Annotated in this window: 11 protein-coding genes; 2 read left to right on the top strand and 9 right to left on the bottom strand. The window is 40.6% G+C overall.

The window, feature by feature from the left end:
- Positions 1-181: 181 nt before the first annotated feature.
- From CHF41_RS00325 to CHF41_RS00305, 5 genes are all read right to left on the bottom strand, one after another.
- Positions 182-1093, bottom strand: a complete 912-nt coding sequence (locus CHF41_RS00325; protein WP_119875488.1) for an aldo/keto reductase — start codon at positions 1091-1093, stop codon at positions 182-184.
- Positions 1094-1105: 12 nt separating this feature from the next.
- A complete protein-coding gene (locus CHF41_RS00320; protein ID WP_119875487.1) occupies positions 1106-2119 on the bottom strand; it encodes a glycosyltransferase family 2 protein in 1014 nt (337 codons plus the stop codon).
- 69 nt (positions 2120-2188) lie between these two features.
- Positions 2189-4588, bottom strand: a complete 2400-nt coding sequence (locus CHF41_RS00315) for a glycoside hydrolase family 3 C-terminal domain-containing protein (RefSeq protein WP_119875486.1) — start codon at positions 4586-4588, stop codon at positions 2189-2191.
- Between the two features lie 163 nt (positions 4589-4751).
- A complete protein-coding gene (locus CHF41_RS00310; RefSeq protein ID WP_119875485.1) occupies positions 4752-5231 on the bottom strand; it encodes a GtrA family protein in 480 nt (159 codons plus the stop codon).
- Between the two features lie 53 nt (positions 5232-5284).
- Positions 5285-8335 (bottom strand): glycoside hydrolase family 3 N-terminal domain-containing protein, encoded by a 3051-nt coding sequence (locus CHF41_RS00305; RefSeq protein ID WP_162911894.1) that lies wholly within the window; start codon positions 8333-8335, stop codon positions 5285-5287.
- A gap of 195 nt (positions 8336-8530) precedes the next feature.
- Between CHF41_RS00305 and CHF41_RS00300 the strand changes: the two genes are divergently transcribed.
- Positions 8531-9244 (top strand): LytR/AlgR family response regulator transcription factor, encoded by a 714-nt coding sequence (locus CHF41_RS00300; protein ID WP_119875484.1) that lies wholly within the window; start codon positions 8531-8533, stop codon positions 9242-9244.
- Complete coding sequence (locus CHF41_RS00295; RefSeq protein WP_240622958.1) at positions 9241-10554, top strand: sensor histidine kinase; 1314 nt, start codon at positions 9241-9243, stop codon at positions 10552-10554. Before CHF41_RS00300 ends, CHF41_RS00295 begins: the two co-directional genes overlap by 4 nt.
- Before the next feature lie 171 nt (positions 10555-10725).
- On the opposite strand, the gene CHF41_RS00290 is transcribed toward CHF41_RS00295, so the two are convergent.
- The 4 genes from CHF41_RS00290 to CHF41_RS00275 form a co-directional block, all read right to left on the bottom strand.
- Positions 10726-12069 (bottom strand): metallophosphoesterase, encoded by a 1344-nt coding sequence (locus tag CHF41_RS00290; RefSeq protein WP_119875483.1) that lies wholly within the window; start codon positions 12067-12069, stop codon positions 10726-10728.
- An 80-nt stretch (positions 12070-12149) separates the two neighbouring features.
- Complete coding sequence (locus CHF41_RS00285; RefSeq protein WP_119875482.1) at positions 12150-13664, bottom strand: flavocytochrome c; 1515 nt, start codon at positions 13662-13664, stop codon at positions 12150-12152.
- Positions 13665-13877: 213 nt separating this feature from the next.
- Positions 13878-14489, bottom strand: coding sequence for a 30S ribosomal protein S4 (rpsD, locus tag CHF41_RS00280; protein ID WP_075105127.1), 612 nt, complete (start codon positions 14487-14489; stop codon positions 13878-13880).
- A 201-nt stretch (positions 14490-14690) separates the two neighbouring features.
- Entirely contained in the window at positions 14691-15458 is a 768-nt protein-coding gene (locus tag CHF41_RS00275; RefSeq protein ID WP_119875481.1) for a MurR/RpiR family transcriptional regulator, read from the bottom strand.
- Positions 15459-15507: the final 49 nt, after the last annotated feature.

Raw genomic sequence — 15507 nt, 5'->3', positions numbered from 1 at the left:
TAAATGAAAACAGAATGACTATATACCTAACTATTCTATCATAAAAGCCAGTAATTCGGGAACAATTCGAGTGAATTTTCTTGAAAATCCTTGTCGAATAGAACAAGGCTGGGTAACTCTCCCCAACCTTGTTCACATTTCTGTTCTAGACAGAGCTTAATACACTAACTAGCCCTTTCTACTATGGCAGACTATTTCCTGCGCTAGTGTAAATCTCGTACCATTCTGGTCGCGTGAGGTGCACTTTTTCAGCTTCTGCAATCTTTGCGAGCCGTTCTGGACTCATCGACCCTACAATGGTCTGAACCTTAGCTGGATGACGCATGATCCACGCAACAATGATTGCTTCACGTGAAACATGATATTGACTTGCTAAGCGCTCAATAGTCTGATTCAATAGCACATAGTCTGGATGATCGACAAAAATTCCTTTTTGCAAATCAATTAAAAAAGGCGACCAGGCTTGAATGGTTATGTTTTTCAAGCTACAATAATCTAAGACGCTTCCATCTCGGACTATTGCAGCCTCTTCTTTCATATTGACATGGAGACCCGCATCAATCAGCGGTGTGTGGGCAGGTGACAACTGCAACTGATTGACTACCAATGGCTCTGCCAAATAGGACTGAAGCAACTCAATCTGGTAGGCATTTTGATTGCTGACACCAAAATAACGAACCTTTCCTTCTTTTTTCAATGCTAAAAAGGCCTCAGCCACTTCTTCTGGCTCCATTAAAGCATCTGGGCGATGAAGGGCTAGGACATCCAGATAATCTGTCTCTAAACGCGATAAAATTCCGTCTACAGAAGCTAGAATATGCTCCTTTGAAAAATCAAAATAGCCCTTGCGAATGCCGCACTTGGATTGGAGGATGAGGTTCTCACGACTTACTCCCAAGCCTTTCATAGCTGCTGCAAATCGGCGTTCAGATTCTCCACTGCCATAGATATCGGCGTGGTCAAAAAAAGTAATACCATTTTCTAAGGCTGTTTTAACAACTGCTTGAGCTGCTGAGGCCTCCAAACTAGCCATTCGCATACAGCCTAGTGCGATTCGAGATACTTCTAGTCCTGTTTTCCCCAATTTTTGCATCGCTTTCTCCTATCAATTAAAGCCATAAATACTCTTTGCAATCTTGTAGACAGCGTTTGAAATCTTCCGCCCTGGATAGCCATATAGGTTGGTCAACTGACCCAGTAACCCACTACGTACAATCTTAAAGAGGGCTGGATTCTGTTCTTGAATATATTGCCACAATTCCTGCTTTTTCAGCATATGCTCAGCTGTTCCCCCTCGATTAAGAAGAGCACAAGAAATAATGGTCGTAATTTCTACATGGTTGAGCAAATAGCTACGCAAATCAGGCTGCGTAATGGCATCCAAGTCTAAGCTGTCCACCAAAATGCGATTGACCTTAAGCTGCTGGTCAATCCGCTTAATCATGACGGACTCATTGACTGACTGATCATTTCGTCCGATAAAGTAACGGTAAAAATCAACCGGCAGATAATACATGGTCTCCACTGCTTGGAGCGGCGTAAAGACGAAAATATTGTCCACATAAAATGTATGCTCTGGTAAGACCAAGCCTACTTCTCTCAATAAGTCTGTCCGATAAATCAGCGAGTGCATCATCATGTACTGTCCTTTTGAAAAAGCACCGACATCATCCCAAGTGAACATGCGATTTTCTGGCAGGACATTCTGATAATTCATACTCTTTTTGCGAGATTGGCCTTCTTTTTCGTAGACGAAATTTGAAATAAAGGCATCGACTGAATGGCCTTGTGCTTCTAAACTGGTCAAGGTTTCAAGAATCTTGAGATAGGCTCTGGCATCCACCCAGTCGTCACTATCTACCACCTTGAAATAACGGCCCTTGGCTTCTCGAATACCCGTATTAACTGCGCCACCGTGACCCTTATTTTCCTGATAAATGGCCCGGACATTTGCGTACTTAGCTGCTAGTTCTTCTGCGATTTCTTGCGTGCGGTCGCTTGATCCATCATTGATAATTAAAATTTCGACTTGATCGCCACCCACGACCAGTGATGCTACCGCATAATGCAGGTAGGCTTCTGCGTTATAGCTTGGAATTGCAATACTTAATAAGGTCATTTCCTACTCCCTATCAACAAATCATCTGCCAGAAGAAACTGGCAGATTTTGTACTATTTTACCACAATTTTAAGAAAGTTGCTTTTGGTAGCCTTGTTTGGCCCGAAAGGCTTTCCACAATTGATTGACACCTTTGATAAACTGCCCGTTAACAATCACCAAAATCGCAGCTACCATTTGCTGGTCAATCATATCACCTGTCATTTTTCCCAATGCTCTGAATGGCATATTGTAGAGGAAGAGCAAGTTGAGGTCTGGCTTACCTTTTTGCTCTGCTTTTTTCAGTAAATGGTGTAAGACTTTATAAACTAGGCGACCCAAAGGGCTCTTGGCATACTGCATCTTAGACAAGGGGTCATTTAGACGAAGTTCTTGACCAATGTGCCATGACTCTAGAGGAACAGGGCGGCCAAGAATACGGGCAAATTCCTCATCTGAAACGTTTTGAACTTGTCCAGATTGATAGCTTTCAAGCCCTGTCATGTCTGGCAGTTGCTCCGTCGTAGCTTCCCGTGTGATTTCTGCAACCAAGCGAATATCCGAAACGCTAGCACCGAGATACAGTTGGTAAGTGCCCCCTTCGACCTCAAAGGCATTGGTTACGGTATTGAAATAGCGGAAGGTCTTATCATCAAAGGAAATCGTTATTTCTTCTGACTGACCTGCCTCAAGATAAACTTTGGCAAAACCTTTTAATTCCTTTTTAGGACAAAAGATCTGTGTATCTTCTTTTCCGATGTAGAACTGCACCACTTCAGCACCCGCACGCTCACCCGTATTAGTCACTGTAGCGGAAATTCCCGCCTCATGTACACGCAGATTGCTATAAGCAAAGCTAGTATACGATAGACCATAGCCAAATGGGTATTGGACAGGTGTTTTGGTCGTGTCAAAATAACGGTAACCAACGTACAAGCCCTCACGATAAAGTGCGTAGTCGCCTTCAGCTGGAAAATCAGTTGATGACGGAACATCAGCTAAGGCAAGTGGATAAGTCTCGCTCAATTTTCCACTTGGATTGACGACCCCTGTCAACGCATCCAGCATAGCCCTAGCCCCTGCTTCACCCGATAAATAACCATGTACAACTGCCTTAACATGCTTATCCCAGCTCATATCAACAACAGATCCAGCCGATAAGACAACTACAATATTGGAATGAACTGCCGCTAATTTTCCAAGTAGGTGAAGCTGATTTTGCGGTAAATTCATGTGACGACGGTCTAGTCCTTCACTCTCACTAATCTCATCCAGACCCATGTAGTACAAGACGGTATCTGCTTGTTGCGCTAAGCTGATAGCCTCCGTTACCAAGGCTTCATCAGGCTGGTCAATCCGCTGATAACCTTGGGCATAACCGATTAGATTGATAGGATAATCCGCAATACTGTCCACCGTATTTTCAACCTGACGCGCATTAATGAGGGAAGAACCAGCACCTTGGTAGCGCGGATTTTGTGCAAATTCACCAATAATCGCAATTGTTTTTTCTGCTTGAAGCGGTAGCAACTGCTCCTCGTTTTTCAAAAGGACAATGCTTTCTGCTGCTGCACGCCTAGCCAGTTGATGTTGCTTGTCAACATCAATACTTCGTTTTTCCTGTGCCGCCAAGTCTAAGACAATCTGTAAGAGTTCGTCCACACGCTCATCAAGCACACGCTCAGACAAGCGACTAGATGTAACCGCGTCAATCACTTCCTTCTGACCAACGGTTGTCGTTCCTGGCATCTCCAAATGGCTACCATTTTCTACTCCCAATACATGGTCATTTGAGCCACCCCAGTCTGAGACGACAAAACCTGTAAAGCCCCATTCATCTCGTAGAATATCTCGTAATAAACGCTTGTCCTCGTTAGCATAAATGCCATTTATCTTGTTGTAGGCAGACATAATCGCCTTTGGATTTCCCTCACGAACAGCGATTTCAAAACCTGTCAAGTAAATTTCGCGTAAGGTACGCTCATCTACAATCGAATCAGACGCCATGCGACGGAGTTCCTGGCTGTTGACTGCAAAATGTTTGGGTGTTGCGGCCACCCCTTGAGATTGTAGTCCCCGAATCATCGCTGCCGCCATTTTTCCAGCCTGATAAGGGTCTTCTGAATAATATTCAAAATTACGCCCACACAAGGGATTCCGCTTGATATTAAGACCAGGTCCCAGTACCACCTGAACGCCTAAACTGCTGGCTTCTGCTCCTAGAGCTGCTCCTACCTCTTCGACCAAGGATTGATCCCAGCTGTTGGCAAGGGTTGCTGCTGTCGGAAAACAGGTTGCAGGTACAGAAGCATTCAAACCCAAGTGATCTCCGCTTCCTTCTTGCTTGCGAATCCCATGCGGACCGTCTGAAAGAAAGACCGACGGAATTCCTTTTTCCGGAAAATCCTTCGTTTCCCAAACAGATTTTCCTGCCATTAAGGCTGCTTTTTCTTCTAATGTTAATTGCTCAATAATCTCACGATGTTTCATACATTCCCACCTATTTCTATTCTGCTAAGCCTAGCATATCAAAGAACAACTGTAATTAAAACGCTTTCTTCATAAATTGACAAGTTTACGACATAATTTGTTTTAGAAAACTTTTATTCAGAAAATCCTCTCCTAACAAAACCGTTAAGAGAGGACCTTCATACTATTTCATAATGACAAATTTCATCATTGGATAGTTGACTGCAACTTGGACGAAGATATTAACCCAGTTGGCAGCTGTCTGTGCCCAACCTAGACTCAAACCCCATGAAGTGAACAGTTGAGTCGTATAAGGTGGTAGAACAATCGACAAAATCCCTGCAACCACAACCGTTAGAATATACCAATGGAGGGTTTTTGATATATCATTTTCAGCTCCAAAAACCAATTTCCGCTGAACGATATAGTTGACAATTTGTGCGACTACATAGGCTAATAAGAAAGATAGAAAACCGTTTAAGCCACCATTGTCAACGGAATAATGGAATATCATCCAATGAAAATCTTGTCCTGAAAAAGCTGTAAATAGAAAGTTCGTTGACAACCACAAGACCGCAAAATTCGTAATCGTTGCGATATTGGACAAGACATTAAACTTAATAAATTCCCACAAATCAGGATGTTTGGCAATCCACTCTTTCATATTTCTCCTTCTAACGGAGAGGAGGACACTTTGTCCCCACAACTCCTATTTCACTATGCGACTTCTTTTTTCTTTGCAACAGGCTTATGAAATCTACGATAGGTAAACCAGCCCATTAAGGAAATGAGCGCTACACTAATGCCAGTAAGGCCTACTCGGATTTTAGTTATCACGTGAATACCTTGTTTAAATTGACTACCAGACATTGCTCCTTCTACAGATTTTGAATTTACAATTGTATAGAGTAATCTATGAACAGCATTTCTTGCATAGTAATAAGTTGCCGGATCTTCCGCATCAAATGTATAATTCGTTGGATCTTTTGCATTCAGCAATTTAGCATCTGCACCAGCCTCAATCATCTGATAGGTATCCATAAATACCCCTGTATTTGCATTATCCGTAATAACAAAGCCATCAAAATCCCATTCATCTCTTAAAATACCATTAATCAATGGATATGACCCGCCTGTCCATGTAGATCCGATGCGGTTAAAAGCAGTCATCACAGCCTGAGCAGACCTAATATTTTTTGTTGCGTTCTCAAACGTCCCATCTTGATTTTGTTTTATGTAATTTAGAGGAATATCCTTAGCTTTCATAGACATTTCAAATGGCAATAAATACAATTCTCGAATCGCTTGTTCATTCGTCCAAGTAGCCAAACCAAATTGACCAGTTCGATCTCCACGATGGTTTTCTTGGTCATTCAATGCAAAGTGTTTTATAAAAGTATACATACCCTTTGATGCTGCACCTTGCATAGATAGTGAGCCTACTGTTCCTGACAACAACGCATCCTCGGAATAATATTCTCCATTTCGTCCTGAAAATGGTGTACGATGTAAGTTCATAGACGGTGCATACCAACCACTGGCTCCACCAATGTTAGCTTGCTCTCCAATCATCTCTCCAAAGCGTTTAGCCAAGTCTGTATTCCATGTTTGTGCTAGCACCATTGTATTCGGAAACATAAAGCCAGTACCACCATAAATCAAGCCTGCAGCTGTATCGGCATCAATAGAGAATGGTTTATCAATTGAGTGAATAGGTTCTGTACCATATCCAGAATCTGTCAATAAAGTATAATAATCTTCTGGACTTAATTGATCTAGCAATTTCTCCCATTTAACATCATCAAAATCCAATCCTCGTAAATCAATCAACTGCAAACCATTATCTTGATTATAAACAATATCTACACTAATTGTCCCCTTATCTACAGGATTTCCAGAATCGGTACTGTCTAACTCATGAATTAAATCTTTCCCTGCAACCTTATACCATGTATAAGAAGTTGGTTTTCCGTCCTTATCAACTCCGTTGATTTCATTTCCCCATGTACTAAGTTCAGCAGAAGGTTCTCCATCATGTTTTGGGAATGTGCCCAGCCAATCTTGACGGCTGAGATACTTCACACTTCCATGAGCTCGATCAAATAAATTCGTAATCTTATGGCCAGAATAATTATCCTTAGCATAAGTAGTTATATCTACCTCCACATTATCTGGGCTATATACTCCTACTAGATCTGGATTACCTGCTTCCGTCATACCGTCTGCGGTAGTCTTCCCTTTTTTAGACAAGATATTATTAGTTGCTCCATTAGCATTTCGAGCTATTGTTACATAGTAATCCCCAGCATCTAAAATATAGGTTTTTGCATTGGTATAATCATACGATTTCAGTTGCTCCTTATTAAAGGTAACACTTACTTTCTCAGTTTCTCCTGGTGCTAAATTCTTAGTTTTAGCATATCCAACTAGGCTAACTGAAGATTTCTCTACTTTATTTTCTTTATCATAATTAGTATACGGGCTCTGAAGATAGAGTTCTACTACATCCTTACCTGCAACATCACCGGTATTTGTTACCTCAATAGTTGCTGTTATTGTGTCTTTTTGATCGGTCAACTGATAATTAGACCATTTAAAATCTGTATAAGATAGACCGTAACCAAAAGGATAGACAACCTCCTTCTTATAGTCAAAGTCTCCTGCATTTCCTTGTTTTAGGACAACATCTTCATATCTTGTTTCATAATATTTATATCCAACGTATATTCCTTCGGCATAAGAGATATAATTATACTTTGTTGGGTTACCTTCTTCATCGTAATATTGGTAACTACCAAAGTTTTGAGCAGCTGGTGAGGCTAGTGCATTTGAAGCAAATGTATCAACCAATCGACCAGAAGGATTAACTTCTCCTGCAAATACCTTAGCAGTTGCTTCTGCTGTACCTTGAGAATACACTACTCCTTTAATATTTGGATACTGTTCAACCCAGCTCAAATCTAAGGCTGCATTAGATTTGACAAGAATAACTACCTCTTTAAAATGTTCGTTTAAGTATTTGATAATCTCTGTTTCTGTCGAATCTAATTGAAGATAGGATTTTACTTTATCCTCCTCTTTATCCGCGTGTTGATACATAGAACGTGGCATATCTCGTCCTTCTCCAGCAACTCGACTTAAAACAAAAACTGGGACAGTGTCTGTCAAAGAGTCCAAAACCCCATTTTCTTCCAAGAGAGTCAATGGTGCTTCGTTAATTCTAAAATCCTCGGCATCTCCAAAATCAATAGAACCTTTTGCAAGACCATACTTTTTTCCTGCCCCCTTTTTATAAAAATCCCAAAGAGTTTTATTTACTAAAAAACCTTCTTTTTCAAAACTTTCTTTCAAATCTCCTGTAGATGAGCTTCCTAGAAGAGAAGTGTTAATTTTAAAATCTTTACTATTAGCACTAACAAAAGAAAATGTTGTTCCCTTTGAAAATGGAAGAGTTTTATCTGTATTTTTTAATAGTACTAATCCCTCTGCTGAGATTTCATCATATAGCTGTCTCTCGGCTTCTTTGATTGTTTCTGCTGTATAAGTATTTGGATTGTATTCTAAGTCTAAGCCCTCAGCTTTTATTTTTGAGTTATCAATGGTCTGAGAATAACCGTTTAGAATCATATTTCCCATTTTACTAAAGTTCGGTAAAATAGTATTAGTCACAATAATAACACCTATCAGAATGAGTGACACTAGTGCTGACAATATAGTCATAGCAGCTTTATATAGTTTACCCCTTTGTTTTTTAGTCCTTTTCTTCATAAGACCCTCCTCATTAGTATTCCTCGGCTTGAAAGCCTTTTCTTTTGTACATCCCTTACTTTACCAAACGGGACACTTGATGAAAACCCTTTCTTCATAATCTGTCATTTTGACTGCATAATTTGTCTGTTTTCAAATAGTATGGTCTTTCGCTAAATTTTGGTATACTAAAGAAAAAGGCTAGAAAGGACCCTTATGAACATTGCGATTGTCGAAGACCAAAAAGTCGAACAAGAAAGATTAAGCAAGTATATCACAGACTATTGCCAAACTATCAAGCGGCCTATCGAGATTACCTGTTTTAACGACGGCATTGATATTATTAGTGACTACCAGCCTCGTTTTGACATTATCTATTTAGATGTCGAAATGGAAATCATGGATGGCATGACAACAGCTAAAAAGATTCGTGCGATAGATAAGGAAGTGCTGATTGTCTTTGTGACCAATCATTCTCAGGTAGCAATTCAGGGCTACTCTGTCGAAGCCATTGATTTTCTCCTCAAGCCCCTCAGCAACTTCGTCTTTAAAGAACATTTCAAGAAAATGCTACGAAAATTGCCAAATCTAGAGGAGGAGCAGCAGTATCTCTATATCAAAAACAAAGCGTCTACCTTTAAGATTGCCCAAAAAGAGATTTACTATATTGAAAGCGAAGGACATCAACTCCATATCCATAGCAAGCAAGAAACCATTACCACTAACAATACACTGAAAAACATGGAGCAATTACTGGATAAAAAAACCTTTTTCCGCTCCAATTCAGGCTATATTGTTAATCTCGCCTATGTTGAAAAGATTGAGGGTAATTTGGCATATATCCAAGGCGAGGCCTTACAAATCAGTCGTCCACGTAAGAAAGATTTCTTGACTGCTCTAACCAATTACATCGGAGACACACTGCTATGATGACACACTTTCCTGATATTCCACGGGTCTATACCGCACTCTCCGAATCAATCGCCTGTTGCTTGGTGTGCCTCCCCCTGATTATGAACATGGACTGGTTACGAAAGATGAGGACCTTACTTCTTATCTTTACTGCCCAAATCCTACTGCAACTCCTGGCTGGTCAATTCCCTATCCTCTTGTGGACAGTTGGTATGGGTATCAATATCTCTTGGATGTTTGCCTCGATTTACCTACTAGGTGTTAAACAGCAAAAGACCGCCCTTTATCTGACTGCAAAAGCCTTTATTGCAGCAGAATTAGTCGCCTCTCTTGCCTGGCATCTTTACTGCCTCACGATTTATTCACAACCTGTGGATAACTTGTGGACACAGACTCTATTCATGGGAATTATTTCCAGCATCGCTTTCCTTCTCTTCTATCAGCAAAATCGAAAAATCAACCTCGAAGAATTGCAAAATAGTATAGAAAAACGAGAGGTTTGGGTCGCTGTTTTTACTTCATTAAGTATTTTTATTTTAAGCAATATTGGATTTATCCTCTCTGGGACACCCCAATTTCAGGATTCAACAAGTATCTTTATCCTCAGAACAACGGTTAATTTCTCTGGTATCCTACTCCTTCTCACACAAGAGTCCCAGCAATATGATCGCTATCTTCGTGAAGAATTGGTTGCCATCCACAACATGTTCCAAATGCAGTATAAACAATACCAAGCCTATCGAGAAAACAACGACCTCATCAGCCGAAAAGCCCATGATCTCAAGCATCAGCTCTACATTATCCAGCAAGAAGCAAACAAGCAAAAGCAACAACAATACCTAAAGGAAATGACGGTAGCCATTCAGAATTTGGAAGCCAAGATTGAGACAGGAAATCCCGTCCTTGATACCATTTTGACACAAAAAAATCAATACTGTCTCCAAAATGGAATTAACTTTACCTGTATCGTACAAGGACAGCTCCTTCATTTTATGGATGTAATGGATATTTCCGCCCTCTTTGGAAATGCCATTGATAACGCCATTGAGGCCGTCGAGAAAATCAGCAATCCTGAACAACGCCTGATGACCCTAAAAGTCTCTCAACATAGCCAATTTATCGTCATTCGTCTCGATAATTATGACACTTCAGATATCGACTTATCCACAGGGCAATTTCCACAAACTTCAAAAAAGGAGAAAGCTCTCCATGGTATTGGCCTTAAAAGCATGGCCTTTATTGTTCAAAAATACGGTGGCAATCTAACGCTCAACAAGGAGGACAACTGGGTTCAACTAAAAATCTTACTTCCTGTGGAAAACAACTAATACTCTATCACAATCTGATTAAGCACCGAAACCGAGGGTAATTGAACATTGAATCCCTCTTTAACCATTTGAGTTCTTTCTCCCCAAGTGGTTCAGCAAAGTGAATTAACGACAGAAGAAGCTGATTGTTCAAGTATATTATTCCAGTCAAAAAGCCCCAATTGGGCTTTTTTATTTCTTCCACTCAAGCTCTAAATGGTTAACTGGACCTTCGTTCATTTCATCTATCATCATACCCATATACTCCACCAGCATGCTCTCAGGTTCTTGTTTCAAAAGAGTAGCATAGGCTGAACTACGATACACATTTGTTTCAAACCAATCGTCACTTAGGCGCTCACCTGAAAAGAAAGCAAGATTGATTGGCGCCATGACTTCAGATAATTGGTCGGCCAATTTCCTGTCATAAGCCGCCTCATCATGCAGGGCAGTATGAACCATAATCTCACTAGCTCGGTTAAATACATCGATTAAATATTTCTCGTGATCTGCCAAATCAGGATTGGCATTATTGCGCCATAAAGTGACATCAAGTCGAGTCTGGTCATAGATCAAGTGCTTCTCTTTCAGATATAGGCGACCAAGCGTCATTGGATACATAGAAAAAGCACCATTGACAACCTCTGTAAGGGAGGACTGCTTGCCCTCTGATCGGCTAATATGCTGGGTGTGGATATGACCTGAAAAGGTGAGCGAAATGCCATATTGATCATATAACTCCCGCACATCAATCGCATTATCAAGTGTAAATCCACGTGTTGGCGCAGCATGCTGATCCAAAACATTGTGGTGCATAATAGGAATCACCTGAACACCTGCTGTCTTTGCTTCCTCCAATTGTTCTTTTATCCAGTTTAAGGTCTCTTTTTTGAGGCGACCGTTGGTTGCAGGCGCTCCCTTTCCAAGTCCGTCTGCGTAAATATTACTATCAATCATCAAGAGCCAAAGATTTGAAAAAGGTTTTGCCATATAACTGAGCGAGACCTTATCTCTCTGAGCAGCTTGGGCATACCCGTAATCTGAAAAAATCTTCTCAAAATCCTGCTTGGTTACTTGATCAGTTTGAACCTGCTCTTCTCCCTTAAATCCACGCGCCCAACCACTCGCAATATCATGATTACCGGGTATGACGAGAACCTCTGTTCCAGCAGCTTCTATAGCCTTAAAATGCCCTGCCAAATCTTCCATGCTTTTCTTCTCACCGTTTAAGCTCAAATCCCCGCTAACAATTAGGAGTTTGGGCTTTTCTTTTTCGACTTGGACCACTAAAGCATCCATTCTCTCCTTACTATAGCGGACATCTTTTCCCGCTGCGGTATTTTGAATATAAGAAAATGCCTTACCATTATCATGCAAGCTAGGAGAAAGATAGTGGATGTCTGTCACTAACCAAATCTGTTGGGAATTTGTCCAACTTTCTGCCACATACGAATCTCTTACAGACGATTGCGGAAATAAGAAAGACAGCAAGCCAACCCCTAGACAGACTAGCAACAGCCAGTAGCGCTTCTTCATACAAGCCCTCCTTTTCTTTTCCTATTATATCACACAAAAACAAGAAGCTGAGAACACCTATTCCTCAACTTCTTTCTGAATTATTTTTTCACGAATTTTGCAGATTGTTCACCAGCTTGGCGACCAAATACGATGATATCTGCAACGGCATTTCCACCGATACGATTTTTACCGTGAACACCACCTGTTACTTCACCCGCTGCGTAAAGTCCTGGGATTGCTTGACCTTCTTTGTTCAACACTTCTGTATTAGTATTGATTTTCAGACCACCCATAGTGTGGTGAATACCGGGTGCTACCTTAATCGCATAGTAAGGTGCTTTAGAAATGTTGCGATCCATTCCTGTTGTCCGACCAAATTCAGCATCGTTTTTCGCTTCAACAGATGTGTTCCAGTTTTCAATCGTTTTCTTCAAGTTTTCTTCCGAAACATTGAGAGCTTTTGCCAGCTCTTCTACGCTGTCTGCCTTGACAACCATACCTTTTTTTTCATAAGTATCAATTGATTTTGAATGCTCACGCAGTTGTTGGTCAAAGACAACATAGGCATACTGTTCTGGGAGTGCATTGATAGCAGCTGAAACCTTATCCCGTGTTTCCATTTCATTGTAGAAGCGATTTCCTTGTGCATTGACAAGGACAGCACCTTCACCGCGAATTGCTTCTGAAACAAGGAAGGCTTTTTCTTGGTACACTGTCGGGTGAATTTGGATTTGCTCCATATCCACTACATCTGCACCCAATTTTTGCGCCATTTCAATTCCGTCACCAGTTGCACCCTCATGGTTAGTTGTGACATACCCTTTCAATTCTGGTTTGTATTTTGTAACAGTCGCCATATTGGCACCAAATCCACCTGATGTCACAACAACTGATTTAGCAGAAATGGCTTTCTCTTTTTTATCAACTGTTACTTTAACACCAGCTGCAACACCGTCTTTTTCTACAATCTCAGTGACATTGGCATTGACAAAAATAGGGACTTTTCTCTCCATTAAGTTGTTGTACAGACCATTAACAAGGTAGCCACCAACTGCTGAACCGTCTGCTGGTCTATGAATACGAGCCTTACTAAAACCACCTGAGAAAGTGACATTATTAAGAGTAATCCCCATGCTATCAAGCCAGTCAATTGCTTCTGAAGAATGGTCAACCATGTAACGAAGCAACTCAGGATTATTAGCACCTTTTCCACCTTTCAAGGTCTCTTCATAGAAGAGATCATTGGTATCGTCAATCCCTTGTTCTTTTTGGAATTTAGTTTCAGAAGCATTCATCCCTCCTGAAGACTTGCTTGTATTCCCGCCGATGACTGGCATTTTTTCAAGAATCGCTACGCTTGCTCCTGCATCATGAGCAGAAATAGCAGCAGCCATACCAGCACCACCTGAACCGATAATGACAATATCATAGCTGTCCTTCAACTCAGCTGGGTCTGTATAGACCTTCTCTGACGCTCCTGAAACAGCCTCTTCTTTTGAAGATGAAGCAGGAGTTGATGATTCTGCTGTATTGGTTGATTTGCTTCCACAAGCAATCAAGAAGATAGCAGCAAGCAAACTAAGTAAGGCACCAAGCCAAACTTTCTTTTTCATAAAACCTTCTCCTTTTCTTTTGGTTACTGTCCTATTTTACCCTATTTAGTAATCGGTTGCAATAGTTTTTGTAATTTTTTTCACAAGAAAACCAAAGAATGATATCGTATTTTAAAAACATTCTGAAACAAGGGCCCATACGCTCGAAATCTATCCATTTGATGTACACAAAAAGCCCACCGAAGTAGGCTTTTTGCAAAATAATCTTTGAAATTAAAGCATTTTATTGTAGAATTCAACGACAAGTGCTTCGTTAATTTCTGGGTTGATTTCATCGCGTTCTGGAAGGCGAGTCAATGATCCTTCAAGTTTGTCAGCATCAAATGATACGAATGCTGGACGTCCAAGAGTTGCTTCAACAGCTTCAAGGATTGCAGGAACTTTCATTGATTTCTCACGAACTGAGATTACTTGACCAACTTCAACACGGTAGCTAGGGATGTCAACGCGTTTGCCATCAACAAGGATATGACCGTGGTTTACAAATTGACGAGCTTGACGACGAGTCGTTGCAAGACCTAGACGGTATACAACGTTGTCCAAACGACGCTCAAGAAGAAGCATAAAGTTGAAACCAAGGATTCCACCTTTGATTTTTGTAGCTTGTACGAACAAGTTACGGAATTGTTTTTCACCTACACCGTAAGAGAAACGAAGTTTTTGTTTCTCAGCCAATTGCAAACCGTATTCTGACAATTTGCTGCGGTTGTTTGGTCCGTGTTGACCTGGTACATAGTTACGACGAGCAAGCTCCTTACCTGTACCTGTAAGTGACAAACCAAGACGACGAGCTTGTTTCCAAGATGGTCCTGTATAACGTGACATAATAATGTCCTCCATAAAATAAATTTCTTATGGAAATAGTCTTTGAGAAATCCTGATTCGTGCAGATACCCTTCGCCTAAACAGCTAAGGTTACTTCTATTACAAAGTACCTGTTGACGAGCTTCATATTCCTCTGCTGCTATTTCACACAGAGGATAGTATATCATAGAAAAAAGGCTTTGTAAAGGTATTTTACCCAAATTACTTGATTCGCTTCTTATAATCCACATACCCAAAGGTAAAGGCTTCTATCAATACAAAGAAGGAGGAGGTTGTTTGGAGCCACCAATCCCTAGGGAGGGGACTCCGACTAGTTGTCGCATAAAGATTAAAATCTGATTTTCCTGATAACCAATTATTCTGTAAGCTCGTAATCGAAACGATATTGCTTTTTACTAATTTTAAACGACTAACGATTGATTCCAAATTATTATTTTCACCAGACAAAGATAGTACAAATACAATATCTTTACCCGTCAAACGCTCGATGATTCGTCGAAACTCATTCGAATTTCCATCTCCTGGTACAATCTGTAGTGGCTTGCCGATTAAGAGAAATAAGCGTTGCAATTCTGCTGCTTGATTCTTCTGAGTTACTCCTGTTGTAATCACATAGATATTATCAATTGTATCCAGCCTTTGATAAATAGGCGACCAATCACTTTTTGCAATCAACTCTAGCAAGGAATGAATATCTTTTGTCACCTGTTCCTTAAAGGTTAGTTGCTCAATCAGTACCTCTTCCTGATCCTGCCACTTTATAAAATTTTTTAATTCTGTAAAACCCGTAAAGCCTAATTTCTGTGAAAAACGAATAACGGAAGACTTTGAGGACAGACTTCGCTTGGCAAATTCCACCACTCCCATTTTGGGTATAAGCGTAGTATTTTCTATAATGTAATTACACATCAATAATTCTGATGAATTTAGTTCGCTGTAATGTTCATTGACTATATCTGTGAAACGCATATAGAAGCCCACCCTATCTTCCCGTATTTGTTGTTACTAATTATTTATA

It is taken from the genome of Streptococcus respiraculi, from assembly GCF_003595525.1.
GTDB lineage: Bacteria > Bacillota > Bacilli > Lactobacillales > Streptococcaceae > Streptococcus > Streptococcus respiraculi.
The sequence above is the reverse complement of the archived record's forward strand: the minus strand, read 5'-3'. Positions and strand labels throughout refer to the sequence as shown.

What these genes read in the sequence shown, in the direction of transcription:
- CHF41_RS00285 (WP_119875482.1), bottom strand. Translation starts at nt 13,664, where the DNA reads ATGAAAAAGAAAGTTTGGCTTGGTGCCTTACTTAGTTTGCTTGCTGCT.
- CHF41_RS00315 (WP_119875486.1), bottom strand. Translation starts at nt 4,588, where the DNA reads ATGAAACATCGTGAGATTATTGAGCAATTAACATTAGAAGAAAAAGCA.
- CHF41_RS00305 (WP_162911894.1), bottom strand. Translation starts at nt 8,335, where the DNA reads ATGAAGAAAAGGACTAAAAAACAAAGGGGTAAACTATATAAAGCTGCT.
- CHF41_RS00310 (WP_119875485.1), bottom strand. Translation starts at nt 5,231, where the DNA reads ATGAAAGAGTGGATTGCCAAACATCCTGATTTGTGGGAATTTATTAAG.
- CHF41_RS00290 (WP_119875483.1), bottom strand. Translation starts at nt 12,069, where the DNA reads ATGAAGAAGCGCTACTGGCTGTTGCTAGTCTGTCTAGGGGTTGGCTTG.
- CHF41_RS00295 (WP_240622958.1), top strand. Translation starts at nt 9,241, where the DNA reads ATGATGACACACTTTCCTGATATTCCACGGGTCTATACCGCACTCTCC.
- CHF41_RS00275 (WP_119875481.1), bottom strand. Translation starts at nt 15,458, where the DNA reads ATGCGTTTCACAGATATAGTCAATGAACATTACAGCGAACTAAATTCA.
- CHF41_RS00320 (WP_119875487.1), bottom strand. Translation starts at nt 2,119, where the DNA reads ATGACCTTATTAAGTATTGCAATTCCAAGCTATAACGCAGAAGCCTAC.
- CHF41_RS00300 (WP_119875484.1), top strand. Translation starts at nt 8,531, where the DNA reads ATGAACATTGCGATTGTCGAAGACCAAAAAGTCGAACAAGAAAGATTA.
- CHF41_RS00325 (WP_119875488.1), bottom strand. Translation starts at nt 1,093, where the DNA reads ATGCAAAAATTGGGGAAAACAGGACTAGAAGTATCTCGAATCGCACTA.
- rpsD (WP_075105127.1), bottom strand. Translation starts at nt 14,489, where the DNA reads ATGTCACGTTATACAGGACCATCTTGGAAACAAGCTCGTCGTCTTGGT.